Origin of the sequence: Streptomyces sp. CA-278952 (assembly GCF_028747205.1) — a bacterium.
Taxonomy (GTDB): domain Bacteria; phylum Actinomycetota; class Actinomycetes; order Streptomycetales; family Streptomycetaceae; genus Streptomyces.
The window spans coordinates 7,161,704-7,187,858 of sequence record NZ_CP112880.1; the positions used below are offsets into that span (position 1 = coordinate 7,161,704).

Annotated in this window: 22 protein-coding genes; 12 read left to right on the forward strand and 10 right to left on the reverse strand. The window is 73.2% G+C overall.

From position 1 onward, the window contains the following. Nucleotides 1-103 precede the first annotated feature (103 nt). The 3 genes from N7925_RS31645 (at nt 104) to N7925_RS31655 (ending at nt 3,110) form a co-directional block, all read left to right on the forward strand. Entirely contained in the window at nt 104-1,684 is a 1,581-nt protein-coding gene (locus N7925_RS31645) for an ABC transporter substrate-binding protein (protein WP_274345869.1), read from the forward strand. 92 nt (nt 1,685-1,776) lie between these two features. Further along, nucleotides 1,777-2,460 (forward strand): uracil-DNA glycosylase, encoded by a 684-nt coding sequence (locus tag N7925_RS31650; protein ID WP_274345870.1) that lies wholly within the window; start codon nt 1,777-1,779, stop codon nt 2,458-2,460. A 110-nt stretch (nt 2,461-2,570) separates the two neighbouring features. After that, nucleotides 2,571-3,110 carry a hypothetical protein gene (locus tag N7925_RS31655; RefSeq protein WP_274345871.1) on the forward strand — a complete coding sequence of 180 codons (540 nt, stop codon included), beginning with the start codon at nt 2,571-2,573 and terminating at the stop codon, nt 3,108-3,110. A 22-nt stretch (nt 3,111-3,132) separates the two neighbouring features. On the opposite strand, the gene N7925_RS31660 is transcribed toward N7925_RS31655, so the two are convergent. Further along, entirely contained in the window at nt 3,133-3,606 is a 474-nt protein-coding gene (locus tag N7925_RS31660; RefSeq protein WP_274345872.1) for a hypothetical protein, read from the reverse strand. Nucleotides 3,607-3,744: 138 nt separating this feature from the next. Then, entirely contained in the window at nt 3,745-4,266 is a 522-nt protein-coding gene (locus N7925_RS31665) for a DinB family protein (RefSeq protein ID WP_274345873.1), read from the reverse strand. A 143-nt stretch (nt 4,267-4,409) separates the two neighbouring features. Here N7925_RS31665 and N7925_RS31670 point away from each other — a divergent pair, with 143 nt between their 5' ends. Beyond that, on the forward strand, nt 4,410-5,315 hold the full coding sequence (locus tag N7925_RS31670) for a Gfo/Idh/MocA family protein (RefSeq protein WP_274345874.1): 906 nt from the start codon (nt 4,410-4,412) through the stop codon (nt 5,313-5,315). Here N7925_RS31670 and lnt read toward each other — a convergent pair. The 4 genes from lnt to N7925_RS31690 all read right to left on the reverse strand — a co-directional run bounded on the left by lnt (nt 5,239) and on the right by N7925_RS31690 (nt 9,911). Continuing rightward, nucleotides 5,239-7,029 (reverse strand): apolipoprotein N-acyltransferase, encoded by a 1,791-nt coding sequence (gene lnt / locus N7925_RS31675; protein ID WP_274345875.1) that lies wholly within the window; start codon nt 7,027-7,029, stop codon nt 5,239-5,241. The two genes, N7925_RS31670 and lnt, sit on opposite strands and share 77 nt — an antisense overlap. Nucleotides 7,030-7,202: 173 nt before the next feature. Next, nucleotides 7,203-7,715: a nuclear transport factor 2 family protein gene (locus N7925_RS31680; RefSeq protein WP_274345877.1), complete on the reverse strand. Its 513-nt coding sequence runs from the start codon at nt 7,713-7,715 to the stop codon at nt 7,203-7,205. A 135-nt stretch (nt 7,716-7,850) separates the two neighbouring features. Then, nucleotides 7,851-8,720, reverse strand: coding sequence for a universal stress protein (locus tag N7925_RS31685; RefSeq protein ID WP_265602894.1), 870 nt, complete (start codon nt 8,718-8,720; stop codon nt 7,851-7,853). A 123-nt stretch (nt 8,721-8,843) separates the two neighbouring features. After that, entirely contained in the window at nt 8,844-9,911 is a 1,068-nt protein-coding gene (locus N7925_RS31690; RefSeq protein WP_274345878.1) for a ferric reductase-like transmembrane domain-containing protein, read from the reverse strand. 236 nt (nt 9,912-10,147) lie between these two features. Between N7925_RS31690 and N7925_RS31695 the strand changes: the two genes are divergently transcribed. Both N7925_RS31695 and N7925_RS31700 read left to right on the forward strand, forming a co-directional pair. Continuing rightward, a complete protein-coding gene (locus N7925_RS31695) occupies nt 10,148-10,819 on the forward strand; it encodes a hypothetical protein (protein WP_265602896.1) in 672 nt (223 codons plus the stop codon). Nucleotides 10,820-11,133: 314 nt separating this feature from the next. Then, nucleotides 11,134-11,757 carry a sigma-70 family RNA polymerase sigma factor gene (locus N7925_RS31700; RefSeq protein ID WP_274346586.1) on the forward strand — a complete coding sequence of 208 codons (624 nt, stop codon included), beginning with the start codon at nt 11,134-11,136 and terminating at the stop codon, nt 11,755-11,757. A 21-nt stretch (nt 11,758-11,778) separates the two neighbouring features. On the opposite strand, the gene N7925_RS31705 is transcribed toward N7925_RS31700, so the two are convergent. From N7925_RS31705 to N7925_RS31720, 4 genes are read right to left on the reverse strand one after another with little or no spacing between them, the layout of a single operon-like run. Beyond that, nucleotides 11,779-13,110: an MFS transporter gene (locus N7925_RS31705; RefSeq protein ID WP_274345879.1), complete on the reverse strand. Its 1,332-nt coding sequence runs from the start codon at nt 13,108-13,110 to the stop codon at nt 11,779-11,781. Nucleotides 13,111-13,120: 10 nt separating this feature from the next. Further along, nucleotides 13,121-14,344 carry an ATP-grasp domain-containing protein gene (locus N7925_RS31710; protein WP_274345880.1) on the reverse strand — a complete coding sequence of 408 codons (1,224 nt, stop codon included), beginning with the start codon at nt 14,342-14,344 and terminating at the stop codon, nt 13,121-13,123. Next, entirely contained in the window at nt 14,341-15,471 is a 1,131-nt protein-coding gene (locus N7925_RS31715; protein WP_274345881.1) for a pyridoxal-phosphate dependent enzyme, read from the reverse strand. Before N7925_RS31715 ends, N7925_RS31710 begins: the two co-directional genes overlap by 4 nt. Then, nucleotides 15,468-16,208 carry a class I SAM-dependent methyltransferase gene (locus tag N7925_RS31720; protein WP_274345882.1) on the reverse strand — a complete coding sequence of 247 codons (741 nt, stop codon included), beginning with the start codon at nt 16,206-16,208 and terminating at the stop codon, nt 15,468-15,470. The genes N7925_RS31715 and N7925_RS31720 overlap by 4 nt, the downstream gene beginning before the upstream one ends. A gap of 352 nt (nt 16,209-16,560) precedes the next feature. On the opposite strand from N7925_RS31720, the gene N7925_RS31725 reads away from it, so the two are divergent. The 6 genes from N7925_RS31725 to N7925_RS31750 all read left to right on the forward strand — a co-directional run bounded on the left by N7925_RS31725 (nt 16,561) and on the right by N7925_RS31750 (nt 26,150). Beyond that, nucleotides 16,561-20,835, forward strand: a complete 4,275-nt coding sequence (locus tag N7925_RS31725; RefSeq protein ID WP_274345883.1) for a bifunctional nitrate reductase/sulfite reductase flavoprotein subunit alpha — start codon at nt 16,561-16,563, stop codon at nt 20,833-20,835. A gap of 18 nt (nt 20,836-20,853) precedes the next feature. Beyond that, nucleotides 20,854-21,417: an AAA family ATPase gene (locus tag N7925_RS31730; protein WP_274345884.1), complete on the forward strand. Its 564-nt coding sequence runs from the start codon at nt 20,854-20,856 to the stop codon at nt 21,415-21,417. A gap of 162 nt (nt 21,418-21,579) precedes the next feature. After that, complete coding sequence (locus N7925_RS31735) at nt 21,580-22,752, forward strand: PP2C family protein-serine/threonine phosphatase (protein ID WP_265602904.1); 1,173 nt, start codon at nt 21,580-21,582, stop codon at nt 22,750-22,752. 331 nt (nt 22,753-23,083) lie between these two features. Beyond that, nucleotides 23,084-24,667 carry a PP2C family protein-serine/threonine phosphatase gene (locus N7925_RS31740; protein WP_443032287.1) on the forward strand — a complete coding sequence of 528 codons (1,584 nt, stop codon included), beginning with the start codon at nt 23,084-23,086 and terminating at the stop codon, nt 24,665-24,667. After that, the gene (locus N7925_RS31745; protein WP_274345886.1) at nt 24,664-25,755 is read left to right on the forward strand and encodes a cobalamin B12-binding domain-containing protein; all 1,092 of its coding nucleotides are present in this window, start codon (nt 24,664-24,666) and stop codon (nt 25,753-25,755) included. The genes N7925_RS31740 and N7925_RS31745 overlap by 4 nt, the downstream gene beginning before the upstream one ends. Further along, on the forward strand, nt 25,752-26,150 hold the full coding sequence (locus tag N7925_RS31750) for an STAS domain-containing protein (protein WP_265602907.1): 399 nt from the start codon (nt 25,752-25,754) through the stop codon (nt 26,148-26,150). Before N7925_RS31745 ends, N7925_RS31750 begins: the two co-directional genes overlap by 4 nt. The last annotated feature ends 5 nt before the right edge of the window (nt 26,151-26,155 follow it).

Below are 26,155 nucleotides of genomic sequence, written 5' to 3' on the forward strand. Positions count from 1 at the left end.
GTTTGGCCCTGATTGGGTCAAGTGCCCCGCCGGGCCAGCGGATTGACCCGGTGGGGCGCTGCGGTATGGTCTGCCGACCCATGGCTGATCGAGGAGCGTGCGCGTGTTCTACCGGGCCAGTCTGCAGGCTGCTGCAGCCCTAGCTTCCCTTTCTCTGCTGGCCGGCTGCGGTCTCCTTTCGGACAGTGGATCGGCAACGGACCAGAAGATAACCGTCGGGACGACCAGCTCCCCGTCCACACTGGATCCTGCGGCGGCCTGGGACGGGTCCTGGGAGCTGATGCGGAACGTCTACCAGACCCTGGTGAGCTTCCCCTCCGGCAGTACGATCCCGGAGCCGGACGCGGCGGACTCCTGCAAGTTCACCGACGCCACGAGCATGGCGTACCGGTGCACGCTCAAGAAGAACCTCACGTTCTCCAACGGCGAGAAGCTCGACGCCGAGGCCGTGAAGTACTCGATCGACCGCATCGTGGACATCCACTTCAAGGGCGGCCCGGCCGGGATGCTCGACTCCCTGGACCGGATCGAGACCAAGGGTGACGACACGGTCATCTTCCACCTGAACAAGTCCGACGCCACGTTCCCGTTCATTCTGGCGACGCCCGCCATGTCGCTGGTCGCTCCCGGCGACTACCGCAAGGACAAGATCCGCGACGACGGCAAGGTCACCGGTTCCGGCCCCTACCTCCTGGAGTCCTACAAGGGCCGGGCCACCGCCGAGTTGAAGAAGAACCCGGACTACAAGGGCTTCGCCAACCGGAAGAACGACGCGGTCACCATCCGCTACTTCGAGAAGTCCGCCGACATGGTGAGCGCGCTCAAGGCGAAGGAGATCGACGCCACCTACCGGGGCCTGACCGCCGAGGAGGTCGTCAGCCTGGAGGACAACAAGGACGACAACGCCGGCCTCCAGATCGTCGAGAGCACCGGCGCCGACATCCGCTTCCTGGTCTTCAACCCGAAGGACCCGGCCGCCGCGAACCCCGCCGTCCGCAAGGCCATCGCCCACGTCGTGGACCGCGACGCCCTGGTCGCCAAGGTCTACCGGGGAACCGCCGAGCCGCTGTACTCCATGGTCCCCAAGGGCATCGCCGGCCACACCACGAGCTTCTTCGACACCTTCGGCGACCCGGATGTCAAGAGGGCGAAGAGCATCCTCACCAAGGCCGGTATCACCGAGCCCGTGAAGATGAAGTTCTGGTACACCACCGACCGGTACGGCTCGTCCACGGAGCCCGAGTTCGAGGAGCTCAAGCGGCAGCTGGAGGCCTCCGGGCTGTTCGAGATCACGCTGCAGGGCGAGCCCTGGACGACCTTCCAGGAAGGCTTCAACAAGGGCGAGTACCCGGTCTTCGGCCGCGGCTGGTTCCCGGACTTCCCGGACCCCGACAACTTCATCGCGCCCTTCGTGGGCAAGGAGAGCGTCACCGGCACCCCGTACATCAACAAGGAGATCACCCAGCAGCTGATCCCCGCCTCGCGGCAGGAGAGCGACCGGGGCGCGGTCAGCAAGCAGTTCGAGCGGGCCCAGGAGATCCTCGTCGAGGACGTCCGGCTGCTGCCGCTGTGGCAGGGCAAGCTGTACGTCGCCTCGGGCGAGGACATCGGCGGCACCGAGCGCGCACTCGACCCGCAGACCGTGATGCAAATGTGGGAGCTGTACCGCAAGGCCAGCTGGTAGCCGCTGTACGGAAAGGGCTCCCTGGGGCCGTTGTCAGTGGCGCCCGGTAGGTTCTGGGATCAAGAACCTGTTGCTCACCGGAGGTTGTGGACGTGACCGATATCGACCTGCTGCCCGAGTCCTGGCGTGCCGTCCTCGGCGAAGAACTCCAGAAGCCGTACGTCAAGGAACTGGCCGACTTCGTCGAGGAGGAGCGGGCCAAGGGGCCCGTGTATCCGCCGCGCGAGCAGGTCTTCGCAGCCCTGGACGCCACGCCGTACGAGAAGGTGAAGGTCCTCGTCCTCGGTCAGGACCCGTATCACGGCGAGGGACAGGGACACGGGCTCTGCTTCTCCGTGCGCCCCGGTGTCAGGACTCCGCCGTCGCTGCGCAACATCTACAAGGAGATGCAGCAGGAGCTCGGCCTGCCGATCCCGGACAACGGCTATCTGATGCCCTGGGCCGAGCAGGGCGTCCTCCTGCTGAACGCCGTGCTCACCGTCCGGGCCGGCGAGGCCAACTCCCACAAGAACAAGGGCTGGGAGAAGATCACCGACGCGGTGATCCGCGCCGTCGCCGACCGGCCCGACCCGGCGGTCTTCGTGCTCTGGGGCAACTACGCGCAGAAGAAGCTGCCCCTGATCGACGAGGAGCGCCACATAGTGGTGAAGGGCGCGCACCCCTCGCCGCTCTCCGCCAAGAAGTTCTTCGGCTCCCGCCCCTTCACCCAGATCAACGAGGCCGTGGCCGCCCAGGGCCACCAGCCGATCGACTGGCGGATCCCCGACCTCGGCTGACGGGCTCCGGCCGACGGGCCCTGACGCCCGTGTCTGACCGGTTATGCGGAAGCCCGGCGTTAGCGTCGGACCGACGGCAACCGGCTGGACCGGCGACGGAGGAGACCGCAGTGGTGGAGCAGCAGGAGGCGTCCGATGACGCCGTCATGACCAGGATCGGCCAGGCGATCATGCTGCTCCACGGAGGTGACCGGGAGGAGGCCCGCAACCGCTTCGGCGCACTCTGGTCGGAGCTCGGGGCGGACGGCGACGCCCTGCACCGCTGCACCCTCGCGCACTACATGGCGGACACCCAGGACGACCCCGGCGACGAGCTGGCCTGGGATCTGCGCGCCCTGACGGCCGCCGAAGGGCTGAGAACCACGGACGGGCCGGGGGCCGAGCCGGGCGGCGGGGACGGGCCGGGCGGCGGCGCGGGGCGTGGCGGGACCCGGGCGGCGGAACACCGGGACGCCCCGGCCGTCCGGGCGTTCTACCCCTCGCTGCACCTCAACCTCGCGGCGGACTACCTCAAACTCCAGCGCCCCGACTCGGCCCGTATCCACCTCCAGCGGGCCCGCGCCGCGGCCGAGTCGCTCGCGGACGACGGGTACGGCGGCGGGGTCCGCGCCGCCATCGACCGCCTGGAGCTCCGCATGCGGGAGCAGTGACCCCGCACGGCCGGCGGGGGCGTCAGCGGCCGTACGTCTCCGAGCAGCTGCGGGACTCCGGACTGCCCGCCGGCCAGCCGCCGTACCCTCGGCCGAGCGCGCAGACGTCCGCCCCGACGCCGGGGACGCGTGGCAGGGCGGGCACGGTGACGGACGGGAGGCCCGGGACCCGGCGCGGCGTCCGGGAATCCGGCGGGTCCGGGTGCTCCCGAGGGCGGGAGGCCCCCGCCGGTGCGGTGCGCCGGGCCTGCGGTGGGGAGTCGGCGGCCGGGGGTGCGGGGGAGGGCGGCAGGGCCGCCGACGGGCTCGGATCCGGCACGGCCTCCAGCGCCTCACGGGCGGGTGGCTGCACGATCTGCGGGGCCACGTTCTGGGCCGGCCCGGTGGCGCCGGGATACGGCGGGGGGACGGCCCGGGGCTCCACCGAGACGCAGCCGGAGACGGCCGTGACCGTCAGCCCGACCAGGAGTTGCGCGGCGATTCTGGTTCTCTGCACCCGGGTAACTCTGCGGTGCGGCCCGCCCGCTCGGGGCCCGCTGGGCGCGGAATGGCCCGCACGAGTGACCCGGTCAGCGGCGCGCCCCCAAGGGGGCGGCGGTCCTCCGGCGCGGAGTCGGGCCGTGCGCCGGAGCGTTCACTTGCCGGTCGCCCCGTCGACGCGCTCGCGCACCAGGTCGGCGTGGCCGTTGTGCTGGGCGTACTCCTCGATCATGTGCATGTAGATCCAGCGGAGGCTGAACGGCTCGCCCGACGAGCTGACGCCCTGGGAGAGGTCGTCCAGGCGAAACGCGGCGGCGCTCTCGCGGGCCGCCGCGATCTCCGCCCGCCAGACGGGCTCCGTCCCGGCCCATGTGGTGGACGCCGTCACCATGAAGTCCCCGTCCGGATCCTCCTCGGTGGAGTAGAGGTCCGGCAGCTCCGCGCCCTCCAGGATCTCGCGGAACCAGTAGCGCTCCACCTCGGCCAGGTGCTGTACGAGGCCGAGCAGGGTCAACGCGGAGGGCGGGACGGACGCCTCGCGCAGCTGCGCGTCCGTCAGACCGGCGCACTTCATGGCGAGCGTCTCGCGGTGGAAGTCGAGCCAGCCCTCCAGCATGGGGCGTTCGGCGGCGTCGAAGGCCGGCTCGGAGCGCTCAGGGTTCCCGGGAGAAGTCATGGCGACCATCGTCGCCCATGATCACGTCCCTGGCCAGGGGTTTTGTGACCGGAACCGGAGAGCGGGCCGACAGCGGCGGCGACGTATGCTGCCGGGGCGCGAACAGCCGCGCACCGCGGCGCGACACGGCGACAGGAGACCTCGTGAAGATCGGTTGCATCGGGCTCGGCGACATCGCGCAGAAGGCGTACCTGCCGGTGCTCAGCGCCGTACCGGGGGTCGAACTACATCTGCAGACCCGCACCCCCGCCACGCTCCACGCGGTCGGCGACACCCACCGCGTTCCGGCCGACGGCCGTCACACGACCCTCGACTCGCTTCTCGCCGCCGGGCTGGACGCGGCGTTCGTGCACGCCCCGACCGCCGTGCACCCGCAGATCGTGGAACGGCTCCTCGAAGCCGGTGTCGCCACCTATGTCGACAAGCCGATCGCCTATGAGTACGCCGACTCCGAGCGGCTGGTGAACCTCGCCGAGGAACGCGGCGTCAGCCTCGCCGTCGGCTTCAACCGCCGCCTCGCCCCGGGCTACGCGCAGTGCGCGGAGCACCCGCGCGAGCTGATCCTCCTGCAGAAGAACCGGGTCGGACTGCCCGAGGCCCCCCGGACGATGATCCTCGACGACTTCATCCACGTCGTCGACACCCTGCGCTTCCTGGTCCCGGGCACCGTCGACCACACCACCGTGCGGGCCCGGATCGTGGACGGGCTGATGCACCACGTGGTGCTCCAGCTGTCCGGCGACGGATTCACCGCGATCGGCATGATGAACCGGCTGAACGGGTCGACCGAGGAGATCCTCGAAGTCTCCGGCCAGGACTCCAAGCGACAGGTCCTCAACCTCGCGGACATCGTCGACCACAAGGGACAGCCCAGTGTGCGGCGGCGCGGCGACTGGGTCCCCGTGGCCCGGCAGCGCGGCATCGAAGCCTGCGTGCACGCCTTCCTCGACGCCGTGCGCCGGGGCGAAACACTCAGTGCCCGGGACGCCCTGGCGACCCATGAGCTGTGCGAGCGGGTGGTCCGGGAGGCCCTGGAGCAGGCCTCCTGAGCGCCCGCAGCCCTTCGACGGCGCACAGCACGGCCAGTGCCGCCAGCGCCCCGGGCACCGGCCAGTCGCCGAGCCGGCCGTAGAGCGTGCTCCCGCGCGCCAGCGGCAGGTCGAACACCTCCGTCGCGCTCGCGTCCGTGCCGAGCGGGCGGCCCACCCGCTCCCCCCGGGGACCGTAGGCCGCGCTGATCCCGGTGAGCGTCGCGTGGACCATCGGGCGGCCGTTCTCGGCGGCCCGCAGCGCCCCTAGCGAGGCGTGCTGGGCCGGGGCCCAACTCTCCTGGAACGTCGAGGTGGCGGACTGGGCGACGATCACCTGCGCCCCGTCGCGCACCAGCCCGCGGCTCATGTCGGGGAACGCCGTCTCGAAGCAGACCAGGGGGCCGATCCGCAGCCCCGGCGCCCCGTCCGGCAGGGTCATGACCACCTGGCGGTCGCCGCGCAGCCGGTCCTCGCCCGCCGCCTTGCCCACGGAGGTCGCCCACCCCAGCAGGGAGCGGGCCGGGACGTACTCCCCGAACGGGACCAGACGCATCTTGTCGTAGCGGTCCCCGGTCGGCCCGTCGGGGCCCACGAGCACCGCCGACTTGAAGATCCCCGCCCGCCCCGAGCCGTCCGTCTGCCGGGCGTCCACATTGACCAGCAGATCCGCGCCGACCCGGCGGGACAGGTCAGCCAGCCGCCGCGCGGTCTCCGGACGCTCCCAGGCGCCCGCCCCGATGCTGCTCTCGCCCCACACGACCAGGTCCACGTTCCGGTCCCGCAGCGAACGGGTCAGCTCCTCGCCCCGGTCGAAGCGGCGCGCGACGCTTCCGCGTCCCTCCACGACACCCGGCTGCACGACGGCGATCCTGACCGTGCCGGTGTCCGTGGGCCGTGGCGCCCAGGCCCACGACGCCGCGACGGACAGGGCGCACGCCACCAGCAGGACGCCGGCGGCCGTACGGGCCGCGCGGCCGGCGGCCAGCAGGGCCGCGCCGGTATTCACCGCGAGCACCAGCAGACTCACCAGCCACACCCCGCCCACCGAGGCGACCCGCAGGGCCGGGGCGACCTCCCACTGACTCGCGCCGAGGAGCCCCCAGGGCCCGCCGAGCCCCTCCCAGGACCGGACCAGCTCGATCATCAGCCACCCGGAGGGCACGACGACCACGGCGGCGACGGCACGCGACGCGGAAGGGGACCCGCCGAGCAGCCGGGATACCAGCAGTCCCCAGGGCGCCCAGAGCAGTCCCAGCAGGGCGGCCAGCAGCACGATGAAGACGTGGAGGCTCGGCATCAGCCAGTGGTGCACCGCGATGACGAAGCCGATGCCGCCGATCCAGCCGTCCAGCGCGGCCCTGCGGGGCGAGGGCGCGGTGCGGATCAGCAGCAGCCAGGGGACCAGCGCCACATAGGCGAACCACCAGAGTCCGGGCGCGGGAAAGGCGAGCGCGGGCAGCGCCCCGGCGAGCAGCGCCGCCGCGCCCCGGGGCCAGGGGGACGAGAGCGCCCCCGCGCCGGCGGAGCCCCGGCCGCCGGCCTCCGGCCCGTCACCGGAGGCGCCGTCACCGGAGGCGCCACCCGCACCGGAACCGGCGTCAGCAGCCGCGCCCGCACCGGGCCCGTCTTCGCCTGAAGCCCCCTGACGGGGCGCGCCTTCGCCGGATGCGCCTTCACCGGACGTGCCGGCCGCGTTCAGGCCGACCGGGAGACGCCCGCCCCGGATGCGCATGCCGTGCCCTCCTCGGTCGTGCACGGGCGGGCGGTCGCCGTCGCCGCGTCAATCCCCGGATACCCAGTGTGAGGGAGGTGATCCCCGCCGGACACAGGACGCGGGCCGAGCGGGGCACGGCGGACCCGCCCGGCGCCCTTCCGACGGTGGCGACGGCAGTGCGACGACGGGGCCTACGCGCCCGGCGCCCGGCGCCACTTCTCCTGGACGGTGACCGTACGGATCAGCCAGCCCGGTTCGGCGCGGTGCAGCTCGAAGGTGTAGCGGCCGCCGGTCACGAAGTCGGGCGTGGCACCCCCGGCCTGTCCGGGATCAGCTCCCCCCGACGCGTCCGAGTCCGAGCCGCTCGCCGTCTTCCGGGCCAGGCACATCGGATTGAGGTAGTCGGCCCGCACCTCGGCCCGGTCGCCCGTATAGCCGCCCAGGTCCTCCAGGTCGATCCGGCGGTTGACGATCAGGTGCTGACGTACGGGGAAGAGGCGCATCGTCTCCTCCAGCCACCGGGCGATCTCGTCGGCCGGGCCCTCCACGCCCCCGGCGCCCCGGTAGTCCGCGCGGCCGTCCGGGGTGAACAGGGCGCCGTAGTCCGACCAGGTACCGTCGTCGACGGCCACCGCGTACCCGGTGATCACCGCATCGATGGCGAGCCGGTCCAGCACGGTCGCGAGTGCCACACGCTGTGTCATCGGGCAAGTCTCGGTCACGCCGCCCGCCAGGCCAAGGGGCCCGCGCCGACGGGCCGCGTCCGGCGACCCGTCGGGGCGTGGGGGAACGGCCCGGCGGAGCAGGGGAGAACGGCCCGGCGGAGCAGGGGAATCGGCTCAACAGGGCACGACGGCGACCGGTCCCAGCGCGTGTGTGACCGCCGTCTGCGCCACCGGGGACAGTCCCAGCCCGAGCGACTCGCCGCCCTTGCGGCGGCCGATCACCGTCAGGGCCGCCGTCGCCGACGCGGTCACCAGGGTGCGCGAGGCCGAACCGTTGACCGGCTCCCGGACGATCTCCACCTGCGGGTACTTCTCGTGCCACCCCGACGTCAGCTCGGCCAGGGTCCGCGCGGCCGAGCCCGCCGCCTCCTGCCGGTCCAGGACGGGGCCGCCCGCGAGCATCGAGGAGAACATCGTCCAGCCGTGCACGATCCGCAGCCGGGCGCCCGGCCGGGAAGCCGCGGTGGCGAAGGCAAACTCCAGGACCGCCTCGCTGCTCTCGTCGGCTGCCACCCCCGCCACGATGTCGGTGAAAACCCCCGCGTCCCCGGGACGGCTCTCGTCCCCCTCCGGCCGGTCCTCCTGCACGACCACAACGGGACAGCTCGCCATCGACGCGGTGGCGAGGCTGTTGGAACCGACCATCAGCGAGCGGAAGCCGCCGAGCCCGCGCGATCCGACCACGATCATCGACGCGTCCCGGGCGAGCGAGACCAGGGCCGCCGACGGGAAGTCCAGCGGAGCCAGCGTCGAGGGCCGCAGCGCCGGAGCGATGAGCGCGCTCCGGCGCACGGACTCGGCCAGGAGCGCCTCCGCCTCGCGCCGTCCGGTCTCCTCGTCGACCTGCCGGGTGAGCGGGCGGACGTGGACGATCAGCAGGGGCAGCCCCCGCCGGACGGCTTCGTGGGTGGCCCAGTCGAGCGCCTGCCGACTGTGCGTGGAGCCGTCGACTGCGGCGATCACGGGAAGATCGTTGGTGGTCATGCCTCCGAGCGTACGTCGCCGGGCGGACGGCTCTCCCCCGTGGTGGCGGACGGCGTGCACGCGCGGGAGCCGGTGCGCACGCGCGGGGACGGCCTGTGCGCACGTGCGGGGACGGCCGGCCTCTCAGTCGTGGTCGTGGGTGGAGGTGGTGTCCTTCGGGGGTGTGCTGCGCCCGCCGTCGCTGCCGCTGGCCACGACGGCGACGAGAGCCGCCAGCACCGCCATCACGGTGAGCCGGCCGCCCACCCGCAGAACCCACCCGGCGCGGGCCCCTGCGGTCGCTCCGGGCCGGCCTCGCAGCCTCTCGGAGCGGCGGGCGGGCCGCATCAGGCGCAGGAGCAGCAGCGCGGCGATCGGGAGCTGGAGCAGCCAGACACTCGTGCGGAACCAGCCGTCGTACCAGACGTTGGTCCCGTACAGCAGGGTGTGCCAGACGCTGAGGACGTAGACGACGATCACGCAGCGGTGCAGTACCCGCCAGGTCTTCTGGCCGATGCGGTGGCGTACGTAGAAGACCAGGCCGAGGGGGATCGCGAGGTACAGGGCCGCCTGGCCGATGGGGATGGCGATCTTGCCGGTCCCCGAGTCGTAGCCGCCGGGGACGAGGGCCTCCACGAACGCGGTGGCGACCGCGGAGTTCCAGGACGCGGTGTCGTGCCGGACCAGTTCGGCCCCGAACAGCAGGGCGTGGGCCGCGATCAGGGCGATGGTGTTGAGGCTCGTGGTGCGGTGCAGGCGCTCCAGCCGGGGGCCCGACAGCGGCAGGCGGCCCGGCCGCGGCCCGGACAGCATCAGCCCGAGGATGACGGTCCCCCAGGCCCAGAGCAGGGCGGACCAGCCGAACGCCTGGCTGAGGAAGTACATCCAGAAGCCGCCGGCGTCGGCCATGTACGGCATCACGGTGACCGTGGACGAGGTCTTGTTGCGGATGCGTATGTAGAGCAGGACGAAGATCGCCGCGGTGATGAGGAGCGCCACCAGGCCGTCGGGCCACGAGGCCCGCAGGTCGGAGCGGAGCGTCGGCCGTCTCGGCTCTCCCGGCCGCCGGGGGGCGGGGGCCTGGCCGTCGTCCGGTGCGGTGCTCTCGGTGGCTGCGGCCACGGTTCCAGGTCCGGCCCCGGTGGCCGGAGCGGTGCTTCCGGGCGTCTCGGCGGCCGCTGCCGGATCAGGGGTGGGGGGTGGGTTCGTCATGCGGCCTCTTCGGGGCGGGGGCATCGGGTGGCGGGGGCGGATGCGGCGGCCCCGGGCCACGAGGCTTACGCAGACGCGTTGTCGGAGCAGTCGGACGCGCGGAGGGAAAAGTTCCCGCCACCCCCGTGTGACATGGATCACAGGGGCCGCTGGCGGGGCAAACGCGTCGAACTCCCGCTGTTTCGGCATCTGGTGCTCTTCTCTCCGGGGTGGGTACGACTGACACGATGGCTGCCATGGGAGCCGGAACCGCACTCCGACTCGGACGCACCGCGCTGTTCGCGGTGGTGTGCGTCGCCGTGTCCGGACTCGGCCACGCGCTGATGTCCGGCGCGCCCTTGTCCCTGCTCGTCCAGGCCGCCGCGCTGCTGCCGGTGTGCGGGGCGGGGTGGTGGCTCGCCGCGCGGGAGCGGAGCGCTCCGGTGGCCGTGACGGCCCACGTTCTGGGCCAGTTGGGGCTGCACGCCTTCTTCGCCCGCGCCGGTTCCTGGCTGCCGTCCGGCTTCGGCGCGCACCACGCGGGCGGCGGGCGTCATGCCCCGGACGCGATGAACCACTCCGCCCACGAGGTCCCGATCGGCGGCTCGTCGGACCTGATGGGGCTTCTGGCCGCTTTTGACGGGGCGGTGTTCACCCTCGGCATGGCCGCCGCCCACGCGGTGGCCGGGCTGATCTGCGGCTGGTGGCTGTGGCGCGGCGAGGTCGCCCTCGGCCGGCTGGGCCGCTGTCTGGTGCTGTTCGTCCGGGCACCGCTGCGGACGGCCTGGCGTCTGTGGTCCGCGACGCCGCCCGCGCCCGCGCCGCCCGTCCGACGACGCGTCCGCCGCCGGCCCCGCCGCCCCCGGGACCTTCTCGCCCTGCACGCCATCTCCCGGCGCGGGCCACCGCTCTCCCTCCGCTTCCTCTGACCTTCATCCGCCCTCCGGCCGCTGTGCGCCGGAGGCGGTACGGGTGTGCGCCGCGCACACCCGTGACAGGCATGCCGGTTCACCGGGCCGCCCCCGACGGGGCCCGGGTCCGGTCGCCGGAGCCGGGCGACCGCTGCCGCGGCTCCGCAAGGACGCGAAGGATTGCTGTGACACTTCCTGCCCCCGCGCTACCTGCCCCCGTGCTGCCGATCCCCGTGCTGCCGATCCCCGCGCTGCCGGTCCCCGCATCGGCGGCCCTCCCAAGGCCTGTTGCCGCCGCGCCGCCGCCCGCCTCCCGGCCGCCGGTCATCCGGGTGTCCACCACCCGCCCGCCCGGCCCCCGGGCCCCGGCCGCCCGGCAGAACGACGGGCAGATCACCGACTGGGCGCTCGCCGCGGGCGGCGGGGACCGGGAGGCCGCAGACCGCTTCGTCCGGGCGACCTACGAGGACGTCCGCAGGTTCGTCGCCTATCTCAGCTCCGACGTCCCCGGGGCCGACGACCTGGCTCAGGAGACCTACCTCCGGGCGATGAGCGGACTGGCCCGGTTCGGGGGGCGTTCCTGCGCCCGGACCTGGCTGTTGTCGATCGCGCGACGCGTCGTCATCGACCGGCACCGCGCCGCCGCCGTACGCCCCCGGACCGCCGACACCGCGGACTGGCAGACCGCCGCCGAACGCGCCCAGCCCCGTCAGCTCCCCGGATTCGAGGAGTCCGTCGCGGTGCTGGACGCCCTGCGCCGACTGGACCCGGCACGCCGTCAGGCCTTCGTCCTCACCCAACTGCTGGGCGCCTCCTACGAGGAGGCGGCAGCCGCAGCCGGCTGCCCGATCGGCACGGTGCGCTCCCGCGTGGCCCGTGCCCGCCGCGAACTCGCCGGACAGTGGGGCGGGGCGTCGGTCCCAGCGCACCATCGCCCGCTTCCCGCATCGGCCTGACCCTCCTGCTCCGAACACGCCCTAGCCGGCGCCCGCCCGCGATCCCTCGGGGTCCCGGGCGGTGCGCCGCCGGCGGAGCAGGAACACCGGCAGCAGCAGGCACTGGAGGCAGACCACCGCCCAGAACCCCCGCGCCGAGCCCGCCGACTCCGCCGCCCCGTACAACTGCCCGCCCACCACCCCGCTGGCGAACGCGCCGATGCCCGCCGCCAGCCGTTGCCGCCCGAACACGCTCGCCGGGGCGGCCGACGAACGGGCCAGCGCCTCCAGGTCGTTCTTGAGGAAGAGCACGATCTCCCCGAGGCACAGCAGCGCCCCGCCCACCGCGATCCCCGCGTGCCCCCCGGCCCCGATCGCCGCCATGCCCGCAGCCATCGCGCCGAACCCCCACCGCAGGGCGGCCGGGTAGCTCAGTGCGGCGACCCGTTCCGCCAGCAACGGCTGGGCGACGACGAGGAGGGCCGCGTACCCGGTCAGGACGGCCCCGTAGAAGGCCGTCGATGTCCGGGGGACCGCGTACAGCGCCAGATAGTGCTGGAAGAACATGAACGCGTACACGCTCAGCACGGTCACCACGAACGGGGAAGGCCCGGGGCGCGGTGCGCCGGACTCCCTGGCCCGGCCGGCGGCGGGCGCTGCGGAGGACCCGTGGGACGACCCGTCGGACGGCCTGGCGGAGGGCCTGGCGGAGGGCCGGTCCGCCGTGCCCGCCGGCAGCAGCGCGTGCCCGGCCCCCACGAGCGCGAACAGCACGGTGACGCAGGAGAACAGCACCCCGGGGGAGCCCATGACGAGCGGCGCGGCGGCCGGAGGGCCCAGCGCCATCCCCGCGTTGAACGCCGAACCGCTCGCCGACAGCAGCCGGGGGCGCTGCGCCTTCGACGCCCCCTCCACCAGATACGCCTTGTTCGCCGGGAGGTACAGCGCCGCGCCCGCCGACACCAGCAGCAGCGCCCCGACCGCAAGGACCGGGCTCGTCAGCCCGGGGACGAACGCGGCGAACCCCGCCGTACGCAGTCCCAGCGCCAGCAGCATCGCGCGCCGCAGCCCGATCCGCCCGGTCACCGGCCCCGCCACCACGCCGCCGGCGAACTGGATCAGCGAGGCGACGGCCAGCACGAGGCCGACCGTGCCGAGTCCGAGGCCGAGCCGCTGGTGCAGCAGCACCGACATGTAGGGCAGCACGGCGAAGCTGCCCAGCGTGATCAGGAACGAGCCCCCCAGCAGGAACCGCTGCGGGCCGGTGAGCGGCGGGCGGCCCGTCCGGCCGGGGGCGGTCCGCCGCCGGGCCCGGCCGGCCCGCCCACGGTCCGCGCCGGCCCCCGGGGCCCCGTCCGTCCGGCGGCGGCTCACCTCCCCGGGCTCACGCCGGGCCGACGACGACCGGGCGGACCCGGACGGCCGCGCTCCACGCCCGGTGCTGGGCCAGCTCCGCCGTCCGCGCCTCGGCCAGCACCATGCCCGTACAGCCCCGCTGGTCGCCGACGTGGAGCACGCTCTCGCCGGGCTCGCGAACCGGGAACCACTCCACCTCCCCGGGGAACGCCCCGAGTTCGTCGAGGCCGTGCCAGCCCTTCAGCACCCCGGGCCGCTCCGCGTACACGAGGACGAAGCCGTACGCGGGCCCTGTGGCGTCGAGCGGGGCGTCCAGCAGCGCCGGGCGACGGCCGAGCGCCTCGTCCATCATGGCCGTGTAGACATTGGTCCGCAGCGTCCGGCACAGCACCTCGCCGACCAGCGCGCCGCCGATCCTGCGGTTGATCTCCACCAGCTCGGGTCCGTCGGCCGTCAGGACGAACTCCACGTGGGCGAAGCCGCGGGTGTGACCCGCCGCCGCGAGGACCCGGCCCACCCACGCCTCGATCCCGGCCCGCTCCCCCTGGTCCAGCGCCACCGGGAACGCCGCCGCCTCCTCCCGTACCACCGCCGCCCGGGACGTCTGGCGGCTCAGTACCCCGAGCAGCCGGGTGGTCCCGTCCCAGCCGATGGTCTCCGCGCTGTACAGCGGACCGGCGAGGAACGCCTCCGCCAACAGGCCGCCGAGCAGGCGCTGTCGACCCGCCTCCGCCAGCGCCCGGTGCAGGGCCTCCTCGTCGTGCGCGATCCACACATGACGCGAGGAGGTGCCCGCCGAGTCCTTCAGGACCGCGGGCAGCCCCACTGCCCGCAGCACCTCCCCGGCGCCTTCGGGACCCGGCGGGACGGATACGGCCGTACTCCGGCTCAGCCCGCGCGCGTGCAGCGTCTCCCGGACCCGGCGCTTGTCCCGCAGCAGCCGTACGGCTTCGGGGTCCGCGCCCGGGAGCCCCAGTCCGGCGGCCAGTTCGGCGGCCGGCAGGCTCCAGGTGTCCGTCGTGTTGATCAGCCCGGCCAGGCCGGGCAGGGCGGCCAGGGCCCGACGGGTGGCCTCCCGATCCATCGTGTCGACGTCCACGACGTCCAGCGCGTCCGGCGGCAGGACCGCCAGCTCGTGGCGGTAGACCGAACGGTCGCCGGTCAGCAGGCAGAGCCGGTGCCCCGCTCCGGCGGCGGCCTCCGCCATCCGCCCCAGGCCGAAGGACAGGGACTCCAGTGCGGCGATCGTCATGGCAGCAGCTCCACGGTCGGTACGGGGGAGGGGGCGTCGCCCTCGACGGTCCTGGCGGCCTCGGGCGCGGCCCGCCCGGCCCACTCCATCACCGACCACGGCGGCCGCAGCTCGGCCGGCGACGCGATGGTCCGGGGCCGCAGCCCGGCGGGGTCCAGCGCCTCGGCATGCCGGGCGAACACCCGCTCCGCGTACCGGTGCCCGGTGTCGGCGCCCAGCACCAGATGCAGCCGCCCGGGATCGCGGGCGGCCTCCCAGGAGGCCGCCAGATGGGCCGCCCCGGTGGACAGGCCCGCGAACACCGCGTGCTCCCGCAGCAGTCCGACCGCCCCCGCCATCGCATGGCGGAAGTCCAGCCAGTGGACGGTGTCGTACAGCTCGTGGCGGACGTTTCCGAACGGTATCGAGCTGCCGATGCCCGCGATGATCGCCTCCGGGTCCTCGAACCGCTCGCTCCCGAACGTCACACTGCCGAACGGCTGGATGCCCACCAGCCGCACCGACCGCCCCGACTCCCGTAGTGCGCGGGCCAGCCCACCGGTCGACGCGCCGGTGCCCACCGCGCCGACCACGGTCAGCGGACCCCCGGGCAGAGCCTCGGTGAGCAGCTCCGCGAACTCCCGGTAGCCCTCGTGGTGAACCTGGTCGTGGTACTGCCGCATCCAGTGGAAGTCCGGCCGCTCCGCCAGCAGCCGGCGCACATGGCGCACCCGCAGCTCCTGGTCCAGGCGCAGGCTCTGCGAGGGCGGCATGGCGTCGACGCTCGCGCCGAGGATCTCCAACTGCGCCCGCATGGTGGCGTCCACGGTGGTGGAGGCGACGATGTGGCAGCGCAGCCCGTAGCGGTGGCAGGCCATGGCGAGCGCCAGTGCGTAGATCCCGCTGGAGCTGTCGACCAGGGTCTGCCCGGGGGCCACCCGGCCCCGGCGCAGCAGCGAGCGGACCGCGCCGAGCGCCGCGTACACCTTCATCGTCTCGAAGCGGGCGAGGACGATGTCGCCGGTCAGCCGGATCAGGTCCGGGGTCTTCACCGCGTCGGTGATGTGCTCGTGGACCGTCGCGGCGGCCGGGCGCGCTGAAGCGTCCGGCCCCGCGGCGCGCGGACGGGCGTCCGCCCCGGCCCTCACTTGCGCCGCCCGCGCACGATCAGCCGGTCCGAGCGCTGGTCGTAGCCGGTCGCGTCGAACCCGCCGAAGCACTCCACGTCGGTGAAGCCCGCGCTCTCGAACAGGGCGTGCAGCTCGGCCGCCGAGTAGAGCCAGGAGGTGATGGACGCCGTCCGCGCCGTCGTGCCGCGCACCAGCGTCCAGTCCGTGCGCAGCCGCCGCCAGCTGTCGAGGACGGTGTCGCGCTGGACGACATAGGCGCCGTCGGGCAGGTCGACCGCCTTCGGCCGCCCGATCCAGCCCGCCAGCACCTCCTTGCCCATCACGTCCACCAGGAGCTGCCCGCCCGGCGCGAGGCTCTCGTGGGCGTTGCGCAGCACCTGGAGGTTGTCCTCCGCCTCGTCGAAGTAGCCGAAGGACGTGAAGACGTTGAGCACCACGTCGAAGCCGCCAGGCTGCCGGTACGTGAGCATGTCGGCGCGCTCCAGCCGGACCTCGGCGCCCGCCGCGTCGCAGGCGGCCCGGGCGCTCTCCAGCAGGGAGGGCGACAGATCGACCCCCGTCACCTCGTACCCGCGCTCCGCCAGCGGCACCACGAAGAGACCCGGCCCGCAGCACAGGTCCAGGACTCTCGTGCCCGGTGGGAAGTCCAGCAGGGGAGAGGACGCGACCAGGGCGGCGGCGGACTCGGCCCGCGCCGCCGAGAACATCGTCGGGGCGAAATCGGACCAGAGCGCGTCGTCCTCGTACCAGTGCATGCCTCGCGGCCTCCTCCCGGGCCCGGGGCCCGTGGGTGTCCTGCTGCCGTCGCCCGGCAGCCGTGTCACGCCACCGGCCGCCGCTTCCGTCACCGGACGGGCCTCCCGCACCCGGCGTCTCTCCAGTAGTCGGCCGTCCCGGCCGGGAAGTTCCCCGCGATCACCGGGCGGTGCGGGGCCACCGCTCGGTGATCGCCCGAGCCTCACCGGTGGTCCCCGGGCGGTGTGCAGGCGACGTAACCGTCGTTGTTCGCCCGGTGTCATCCCCGGGTAACGGGCCCTTCCTAGATTCGGGGGAGACCGCAGCCCGCCCCCGCGTCCCTCCGGGAACGCACACCCCCGAAGGGCCCCCATGACCGTGCCGACCCCGCCTCCGGACGCTCCCGCCACCGACCGGGTGCGTACGGTCTGCTCGTACTGCGGTGTCGGCTGCGGGATCGTCCTCGACATCGCCGCCGGCCCCGACGGCCGCCGCACCGTCGTGAAGGCGTCGGGGGACAAGGAGCACCCGTCGAACGCCGGCCGGCTCTGCACCAAGGGGGCCACCGGCGCGGACCTCCTCGCCGCCCCCGGACGGCTGACCACCGCCCTGGCCCGCCCCGACCGCAGCGAGCAGCCCGCCCCGCTCGGCCGGGACGCCGCCATCGCCGAGACGGCGCGGCGGCTGCGGTCCGTGCTGGACACCCACGGCCCGGAGGCGGTGGCCCTCTACGTCTCCGGCCAGATGACGCTGGAGGCGCAGTACCTCGCCAACAAGCTGGCCAAGGGCTTCATCGGGACCAATACCATCGAGTCCAACTCCCGGCTCTGCATGGCGAGCGCGGGCAGCGGCTACAAGCTGTCCCTCGGCGCGGACGGGCCGCCCGGGTCCTACGAGGACTTCGCCCACGCCGACGTCTTCCTCGTCACCGGCGCCAACATGGCCGACTGCCACCCGATCCTCTTCCTGCGGATGATGGAGCGCGTCAAGGCGGGCGCGAAGCTGATCGTCGTCGACCCCCGGCGCAACGCCACCGCCGCCAAGGCCGACCTGTACCTGCGGATCCGGCCCGGCACCGACCTGGCCCTCCTCAACGGGCTGCTGCACCTCCTCGTCGAGAACGGGCACACCGACCCCGGGTTCATCGCCGAGCACACCGAGGGCTGGGAGCGGATGCCCGCCTTCCTCCGCGACTACCCGCCCGCCGCGGTCGCGGAGATCACCGGCATCCCCGAGGACGACATCCGGCGGGCGGCCCGCTGGATCGGCGAGGCGGGCGACTGGATGAGCTGCTGGACCATGGGCCTCAACCAGTCCACCCACGGCACCTGGAACACCAACGCGATCGTCAACCTGCACCTGGCGACCGGGGCGATCTGCCGCCCCGGCAGCGGCCCGTTCTCGCTCACCGGCCAGCCCAACGCCATGGGCGGGCGCGAGATGGGCTACATGGGCCCCGGACTGCCCGGGCAGCGATCGGTCCTCGTCGACGAGGACCGCACCTTCACGGAGGAGCTGTGGGGTGTTCCGCCCGGCACCCTGCGCGCGGACGGCTCGGGCAGCGGCACCGTCGACATGTTCCGGCGCATGGCCGAGGGGGAGATCAAGGCCTGCTGGATCATCTGCACCAACCCGGTCGCCTCGGTCGCCAACCGCCGGACCGTCATCGAGGGCCTGGAGGCCGCCGAATTCGTCGTCACCCAGGACGTGTTCGCCGACACCGAGACCAACGCGTACGCCGATGTCGTCCTGCCCGCCGCCCTCTGGGCCGAGTCCGAGGGCGTGATGATCAACTCGGAGCGCACCCTCACCCTCTCCCGCCGCGCCACCGACCCGCCGGGAGAGGCCTGGCCGGACTGGCGGCTCATCGCGGAGGTGGCCTGCGCCATGGGGTACGAGGACGCCTTCAGTTACACGAGCGCCGAGGAGGTCTTCGCCGAGATCACCCGGGCGTCGAACCCGCGCACCGGCTACGACCTGCGCGGAGTGACGTACGAGCGGCTGCGCGGAACGCCTGTGCAGTGGCCCAGCGCCGAGGTCGACGGCCCGGCCCGCAACCCCGTGCGCTACGTCAACGACGGCGTCAGCCAGGAGCTGACCGTACGGCCCGACGGGAGCGTGCCGAGGCTGGCCTTTCCCACGCCGAGCGGCCGGGCCGTCTTCCACGCCCGCCCGCACGTTCCGCCGGCCGAAATGCCCGACGAGGACTTCCCCTTCGTCCTCAACACCGGGCGGCTCCAGCACCAGTGGCACACCCTCACCAAGACCGCGAAGATCGCGAAGCTGAACCGGCTGGACCCGGGGCCGTTCGTGGAGATCCACCCCGACGACGCCGCCGCGCTGGGCATCGGGGAGGACGACGGCGTCGAGGTCGCCTCGCGGCGCGGCCGCGCGGTGCTCCCGGCCCGGATCACCGACCGGGTCGGGGCGGGGGAGTGCTTCGCCCCGTTCCACTGGAACGACCTGTTCGGCGAGTACCTCGGTGTGAACGCCGTGACCAACGACGCGGTCGACCCGATCTCGTTCCAGCCCGAGCTGAAGGTGTGCGCGGTCCGGCTGGCGAAGGTCGCCGTACCCGCGCCGGGCCACGGACCGGCCGAGGCGGAACGGCCCGCGCCCACCGGTGGCCCCGCTCTCCGCTTCGTGGGCACGTCGGGTTCGGTGAACGCCTCGGGCCCGGTGAACGCCTCGGGTCTGGTGGGCGCGCTGGGCCTGGTGGACACCGCCCCACCCGTCCTCACGGAGACGGAACGCCGCTATCTGGCCGGATTCCTCGCGGGCCTCGGCGCCCGGTCCGAAGGCACCCCGGTGCTTCCGGCGGGCGCCCCCTTCGCCCCGGACCACGCGCTGTGGGTCAACGGAGTGCTCGCCGGGACGTACTCCCGGCTCGCGGGGGCCCCGGAGCCGGGACCCGCGGCGTCGGCGGGCGCCCCGGACGGACAGGGCCGGCCGGTCGTCGTGCTGTGGGCCTCGCAGACCGGCAACGCCGAGGAGGCCGCCGCGACGGCCGCCCGAAAGCTGGCCGCCGAGGGGTACCGCACCACGCTCCTCGGCATGGACGACGGGACGCCCGACGCCCTGCCGAGCCCGGCCGACCTCCTCGTCGTCACCAGCACCTTCGGCGACGGCGACGCCCCCGACAACGGCTCCGGCTTCTGGGAGGCGCTGAACGCCTCCGGGACCCCGCGCCTGGAGGGCCTCCGCTACGCCGTGCTCGCGCTCGGCGACTCCAGCTACGACGACTTCTGCGGCCACGGCCGCCGTCTGGACGAACGCCTCGGCGAACTGGGCGCGGAGCGGCTGGTCCCGCGCACCGACTGCGAACCGGAGTACGAACAGCCCTTCGAGCAGTGGCTCAAGGAGGTCCGGGCCGCGCTGGAGGCGACGACGACACCGGAAGGGACGGCGGAGCCGGCAGCGGCCGCACCGCCCGCCACCGCACCGCCCGCCGCCGCCACCGCACCGCCCGCCGCCGCCGCCACCGCGGCGACGGCGTCGCCGGTCGGGACGGCCCCCGCCCGCCCCTCCAGGGCCACGCCCGTCACCGCGCTCCTCACCGGGAACCGCCTCCTGAGCCTGCCCGGCGCGACCAAGGAGGTCCGTGCCTTCACGATCGACACGCGGGGCGCCGACACCCCCCTGGCGTACACGGCCGGGGACGCGCTGGGCGTACAGCCCCTCAACTCGCCGGACCTGGTGGCCGAATGGCTCGCCGTCACCGGACTCGACCCCGCCGCCGAGGTGGACGTCCCCGGGCACGGCCCGGTCGCCCTGGAGACGGCCCTGCACCGCCACCTCGACATCGCCCGCATCACCCCGGACCTGCTGCGCCTGGTCGCCGACCACACGGGGGACCGGTCCCTGAAGAAGCTGCTGCGCCCCGACAACAAGGGCGAGAGGGACCGGTGGATCTGGGGGAGGCAGGCCGTCGACGTCCTCGCCGAACACCCGGTACGGGCCACGGCCGCCGCCTGGGCCGAGGTGCTCGGGCCGCTGAGGCCCCGGCTGTACTCCATCGCCTCCAGCCCGCTCGTGGACCCCCACCGGATGCGGCTGACCGTCTCCGTGATCCGCTACGAGAGCCACCGCGGCCGGATGCGCAAGGGCGTCGCCTCCACGTTCCTGGCCGACGCCGAACCCGACAGCCCTCTGTCGGTGTTCGTCCAGCGCAACGAGCGCTTCCGCCCGCCCGCCGACCCGGCCACCCCGATGATCATGATCGGGCCCGGTACGGGAGTCGCCCCGTTCCTGGGCTTCCTGGAGGAACGCCGGGCGCTCGGCCACCCCGGCGCCAACTGGCTGTTCTTCGGCGAGCAGCACCGATCCACGGACTTCTACTACCGCGAAGAACTCGACGCGCTGAGCCGCTCGGGCACCCTGACCCGGCTGGACACCGCCTTCTCCCGCGACCAGCGGGCCAAGGTCTACGTCCAGGACCGGATGCGCGAGCACGGAGCCCAGCTCTGGTCCTGGCTCCGCGACGGCGCCCACCTCTATGTCTGCGGCGACGCCTCCCGCATGGCCAAGGACGTCGACCGGGCCCTGCGCGACATCGCCGTCGCCCACGGGGGACTCGAACCCGACGCGGCGGCCGCGCAGGTCAAGCAGCTAGCCTCGGACCGCAGATACGTGCGTGACGTGTACTGAACGAGGGAGCGCGACCCCATGGGGTGGACAGAAGTACCGGTGGACACCGCGCCGGCGGCGGGCGCCGTCCTGCTGATCGGCATCCCCGGCAGCGGCAAGAGCACCGTGGCCGCCGCCCTCGCCGACCGCTTCGCCGCCTCCGCCCACATCGAGGTGGACGCCCTCCAGGAACTCATCGTCTCCGGCGGCCGGTGGCCCTCGCCCGACGGGGACGAGGAGGCGGACCGGCAGATCTTCCTCCGGGCCCGCAACGCCTGCCTGCTGGCCGGCAGTTTCGCCGCCGCGGGCTTCCTCCCGGTCATCGACGACGTCGTCGTACGCCGTGCCCACCTCGACTTCTACCGCGCCACGCTCACCGGCGTGCCGCTGCACCGCGTGGTCCTGGCACCGGGCGCCGCGAAGGCCTTGGAGCGCAACCTCGCCCGGGACAAGACGCTGACGACGGACTGGTCCCCGCTGGACGACATCATGCGCGCCGAACTGGCCGACGAGAAGATCTGGATCGACAGCGCGGAGCTGACCGTGGACGAGACGGTCGACGCGGTCCTGTCCGCCACCGGTCTGACGCCGTCGGGGCCCTGACACTCCAGCCGCCGACGGCCTGGGGGAACGGGCGGCACCGTTGCCGCCGGGGCTGTCCCGAGGCATGTGAAACTGCCGTGGGGGCATTCGTACCCATTCCGGCTGGTCGCTGTCGACAGCCGCCCCGACGGAGAAGTGCGCAAGAAAGCAGGTCCGGTACCGGTGGACAGACCCAGCGCGGTCGAGCGCTCCCTGCGCGAGGCCGCGCCCCATGAGATTCTCGATGTGATCCGCTCCGAGATCGAGCGCCGCCACGGTGCCCGGGCGGTGGAGCTGCTGCTGGCGGACTACGCCATGACGAGGCTGCAGCCCGTCGGGGTGCTTCCGCACACCCGTCCCCCGGTGTCGGTGCATGACAGTGATCCGGGCCGTGCGTTCGGCGCCCAGGAACCGCACTGTTCGTACGACCGCTCCGCTTCCACCGTGACGGCTCACCTCCCGGTCAGCGTCCGGGGGGACCGGCTGGGCGTCCTGAGCGTCACCCTGCGGGTGGAAGAAGGCGCCGATCCGGCCGCTGACGTGCTGGAGGATCTGCGGGAATGCGCCGATGCCCTGGCGCACGAGGTGGTCGTCGCGGAGCGGGACACCGACCTCTTCCTGCAGGCACGGCGGGCGACACGTCTGACGCTCGCCGCCGAGATGCAGTGGCAGCTACTGCCCGGGCGTTCATGTGCCCGGCCGGAGTACAGTCTGGGTGCCCAGCTGGAGCCCGCCTACGCCATCTTCGGCGACAGCTTCGACTGGTCGGCGTCGGCCGACGACCTGTATGTGACGGTCAGCAACGGCATGGGCGAAGGGATCGACGCCGCCTTGCTGACGAACCTCTGCGTCAACGCGCTGCGCAACGCCCGCCGCGCGGGCCTGAGCCTGAGCGACCAGGCCTACCTGGCCGATCAAGCGGTGTACGGGCAGCACGGGGGAAGCCGGTATTTGTCGACCCTGCTCTTCCGCTTCCACCTCCCGACCGGGGACGTGGAGGTCATCGACGCCGGTTCGCCGCGGGTCTGGCGGGTGCGCGGTGGTGTGGTCGAGCCGATCGAGCTGGAGGAGCAGATGCCTCTGGGTATGTTCGAGGACACTGCCTACCGTCCGCAGCACTTCCGGGTCGAACCCGGAGACCGTTTGCTGTTCATCAGCGATGGCGTCTACGACGCGCTGTCGCCGGGCGGTGAGAAGTACAGCCTTCGCGCACTCGCCGCGTCGATCAACAGCACCCGTCTGCTGCCTGCTCCGCAGGTGCCCAGAGTGATGCTGCAGGAACTGCTGGGACACCGCGGCTCCGGCCCCGCCGCGGACGACTCCCTCGTGATGTGCCTGGACTGGCACGGCCGTTAGGGCAGCTGAGATCGCCAGGCCTGTCGTCGGGCGTCGACCGAAGGGCGGCCCCGCGGGGTCGGGCGGGAGTCCGACGACAGGGCTAGCCCTTCGGATGCGGGGTATGTGATCGCCAGGTGAAGACCCTGCGACCTTCTCCGCAGTGGGGCCCGCACGGAGCGGGGGCGGGTTGTCAGGCGGCGACAGGGTGAGGGATGGTTGCCTTCAGGCAATCGTCTAGTTGATGAGGTGAGGGATCCGCCCAGCGGGTCCTCGATATTTGGCTTCCACCCAAGCGCGAACCCTTGCGGACACGCGGTCGGACTCCCCGTGGGGCCGGCCCCCGTATCCGGTGCTGGTCGCTGACGCCCAAGGCGTGGTGGTGCGGCGCAATGACGCGGCGGACCCCCTTCTGCCTGCCGCGGCCCCCGGGACAGCCCTGGTGGATGTGGCTCCGGCCTGGCTCTGTGCCGCACACTCCAGGCTCGCCTCCGTCGGCCCGCACGCCGTCCCGGAGACCGGACCGACGGTGCGCGGCGACATCGACGGGCGCCACTTCGAGGCGCACCCCACGGTGCGGGGCGACGGCTCGGTGGCCTGGTGGCTGGTGGATGACACCCCCCATCAGCTCGTCCGGGAAGCTCTGCGCAGAGAGCGCGAGCGAAGCGCTTTCCTCGCGAAGGCGTCCAACGTTCTGCTCGCCTCCCTCAATCTCGGACGCTGCATGGACGTGACCGCGCGCATGGCCGCCGAAAACCTCGCCGACGCGGCACTCGTGATCGCGCCGGCGCGTGGTCAGCGCCTCCCGGTGGTGACCTGTGTGCGCGGCGGTGTCCCCGCGACGACCACGGTGACGGGGGACCTCGACGGCGTGCCGGGGCTGGCGGAGGCGCTGCGCGGGTTCCCCCCGGTGCCCTCGCGCTGGATCGACCCGGCCACGGCCCCCGAGTGGATGATGCCCGAGGGGTTCGGGCCGGTCGGCTCGATCGTGATCACCCCGCTGCCCGGGCACGGCATCCCGGCCGGAGCGCTCATCCTTCTGCGCGCGACCCAGACCGCCGCCTTCAGCGACGAGGAGGAGGTCTTCGCCCGGTTGTTCGCCGCCCGTGCGGGAGCGGCGATGTCGGCCGCCCGGCTGTACGCGGAGCAGAGCACGGTCAGCGACATGCTGATGCGTGAACTCCTGCCCCCGGTCCTGCACCAGGTCTCCGGAGTGGATTTCGCCGGCGGCTACCGGCCCTCGGCGGACCATGAGCGTATCGGCGGGGACTTCTACGACGTCCACCCGGCGACCGTCGAGGGCGAAGGCACCCTGGTCTCGCTCGGGGACGTGTGCGGCAAGGGCCTGGAGGCCGCCGTGCTGACCGGCAAGATCCGCAACACGTTGCACGCCCTGTTGCCACTGGCCGATGACCATCAGCGGATGCTCGGCCTCCTGAACACCGCGTTGCTCAGCTCCCACCACACCCGCTTCGCGACCATGGTCCTGGCCTCCGCCGTACGCCGCGGCAGTGCGGTGGACCTCAAGCTCACCAGCGGTGGCCATCCCAGCCCGTTGATCATCCGCGCGGACGGCACCGTCGAGGAAGCCGACACCCACGGCACCCTGATCGGGGCCATCCCAAACATCTCCGCCAGCACCGCCGCCGTGTCGCTGGCCCCCGGGGAGTCCTGCGTCCTGTACACCGACGGCATCACCGAGGCCAAGGGCGGCCCGATGGGCGACGACCTGTTCGGGGACGAGCGCCTCAAGCGCGCGCTCGCCGGATGTGCGGGTATGCCGGCCGAGGGGATCGTGGAACACGTGCAGATGCTGGCCGCCCGGTGGCTGGGCAACCGGCCCCACGACGACATGGCCGTCGTCGTGATCTCCGCGCCTCGCACCCACCATCTCAGTGCGGTGAACGGCCATACCCGGGGCAGGTTCACCGCATGAGAACGAGCACCCCGCCCCGCCTTCCCCACGAACACGCGGAGCAGTCGGCCAGGCTTCTGTGGGACGCCGTCTCGACCGCGGACGAACACGCGGCCGCAGAGCTCGTGCTGCGCATACTCGACGACGGGGCCGACCCCGAGAGCGTCCTGCTGGACGTGATCGCCAGGGTGCAGGGCCGCGTCGGTGAGGAATGGGCGGCCAACAGGCTCAGCGTCGCCCAGGAGCACGCGGCGACCGCCATCAACGAACGGGTCGTCGCAGTGGTGAGCGGGCACCCCGCCGCCCGCGTCGCTGCCACCCGGGGCCGGATCACCGTGGCCTGTGTGGACGGTGAGTGGCACGGGCTGCCGGCCCGCCTGCTGGCCGAAGTCCTGAAGCTGCGCGGCTGGCGAGTCGACTATCTCGGCGCCCAGGTCCCCACCCCCCACCTGATCGTCCACCTCCACAACACCCGGGCGGACGCGGTCGCGCTCTCCAGCTCCATCGCCACCCGGCTCCCCACCGCGCACGCGGCGATCACCGCCTGCCAGGCCGTCGGCGTCCCCGTCCTCGTCGGCGGCGCCGCCTTCGGGCCCCGGGGCCGATACGCGAAGCCGCTGGGCGCTGACGCCTGGGCCCCCGACGCCCGCGCCGCCGCCGACCTCCTCGCCCAGGAGCCGCTTGCCAGGCCGGAGACCGACCACCAGCAGTTCGACGACCTGCCGCACCTGGCCGACCAGGAGTACACCGTGGTCTCCCGCAGCGGCGCCTCGCTCGTGCGTCACGTTCTCACCGCACTGGAAGACGCCTTTCCCGCGATGCGTGCCTACAGTGATCTGCAGCGCGAGCGCACCGCGGAAGACCTCGCGCACATCGTCGAGTTCCTCGCCACCGCCCTCTACCTCGACGACGAGGAACTCTTCACCCGGTTCATCGCCTGGACCGCGCAGGTCCTCGTGGCCCGGGGCGTCCCCGCGTCGAGTCTGCCGCCGGCCCTGCACCTCCTGGCCCGCGAACTCAAGGACTTCCCCCGGGCCTCCCGCATCCTCCGGGCCGGGACACGCACCCTTGCCACCGCCCATCCCACCGCCGCCGGGAACACCGCATGACCACACACCCCGACCACCTGCAGCTGACCACGGTCGACGCCCAGGACCGCGTCCGCATCGAGCTCCACGGGGACCTCGACTACGACAACGCCGATCTCCTCGTGCAGGAGGCCCTCGCCCAGCTCACCGCACGGCCCACCGTGACCGACCTGCACCTGGGATGCGCGGGCCTCCGCGCCGTCGACTCCACGGGACTCCGCGCCCTGCTGATGATCAGCCGCCGTACCACCGAGGCAGGGGTGCGGATGCACCTGGACGCCCGGCCGGCGAGACTGGACCGGCTCCTGGCCCTCACCGGTACCCTTGACCACCTCACGGCCCCGCCCCCGACCGGATCGGTCGCCGAGGGAAGCCCCATGGAGGCCCGGCCCACCGGACCGGACAACACCACCTGAGCCAC

Excerpts from the sequence above, each read along its gene's own strand:
- N7925_RS31680 (WP_274345877.1), bottom strand. The coding sequence starts at position 7,715 with ATGACACAGCGTGTGGCACTCGCGACCGTGCTGGACCGGCTCGCCATC.
- N7925_RS31730 (WP_274345884.1), top strand. The coding sequence starts at position 20,854 with ATGGGGTGGACAGAAGTACCGGTGGACACCGCGCCGGCGGCGGGCGCC.
- N7925_RS31710 (WP_274345880.1), bottom strand. The coding sequence starts at position 14,344 with ATGACGATCGCCGCACTGGAGTCCCTGTCCTTCGGCCTGGGGCGGATG.
- N7925_RS31720 (WP_274345882.1), bottom strand. The coding sequence starts at position 16,208 with ATGCACTGGTACGAGGACGACGCGCTCTGGTCCGATTTCGCCCCGACG.
- N7925_RS31750 (WP_265602907.1), top strand. The coding sequence starts at position 25,752 with ATGACCACACACCCCGACCACCTGCAGCTGACCACGGTCGACGCCCAG.
- N7925_RS31695 (WP_265602896.1), top strand. The coding sequence starts at position 10,148 with ATGGGAGCCGGAACCGCACTCCGACTCGGACGCACCGCGCTGTTCGCG.
- N7925_RS31685 (WP_265602894.1), bottom strand. The coding sequence starts at position 8,720 with ATGACCACCAACGATCTTCCCGTGATCGCCGCAGTCGACGGCTCCACG.
- N7925_RS31690 (WP_274345878.1), bottom strand. The coding sequence starts at position 9,911 with ATGACGAACCCACCCCCCACCCCTGATCCGGCAGCGGCCGCCGAGACG.
- N7925_RS31665 (WP_274345873.1), bottom strand. The coding sequence starts at position 4,266 with ATGACTTCTCCCGGGAACCCTGAGCGCTCCGAGCCGGCCTTCGACGCC.
- lnt (WP_274345875.1), bottom strand. The coding sequence starts at position 7,029 with ATGCGCATCCGGGGCGGGCGTCTCCCGGTCGGCCTGAACGCGGCCGGC.
- N7925_RS31725 (WP_274345883.1), top strand. The coding sequence starts at position 16,561 with ATGACCGTGCCGACCCCGCCTCCGGACGCTCCCGCCACCGACCGGGTG.
- N7925_RS31745 (WP_274345886.1), top strand. The coding sequence starts at position 24,664 with ATGAGAACGAGCACCCCGCCCCGCCTTCCCCACGAACACGCGGAGCAG.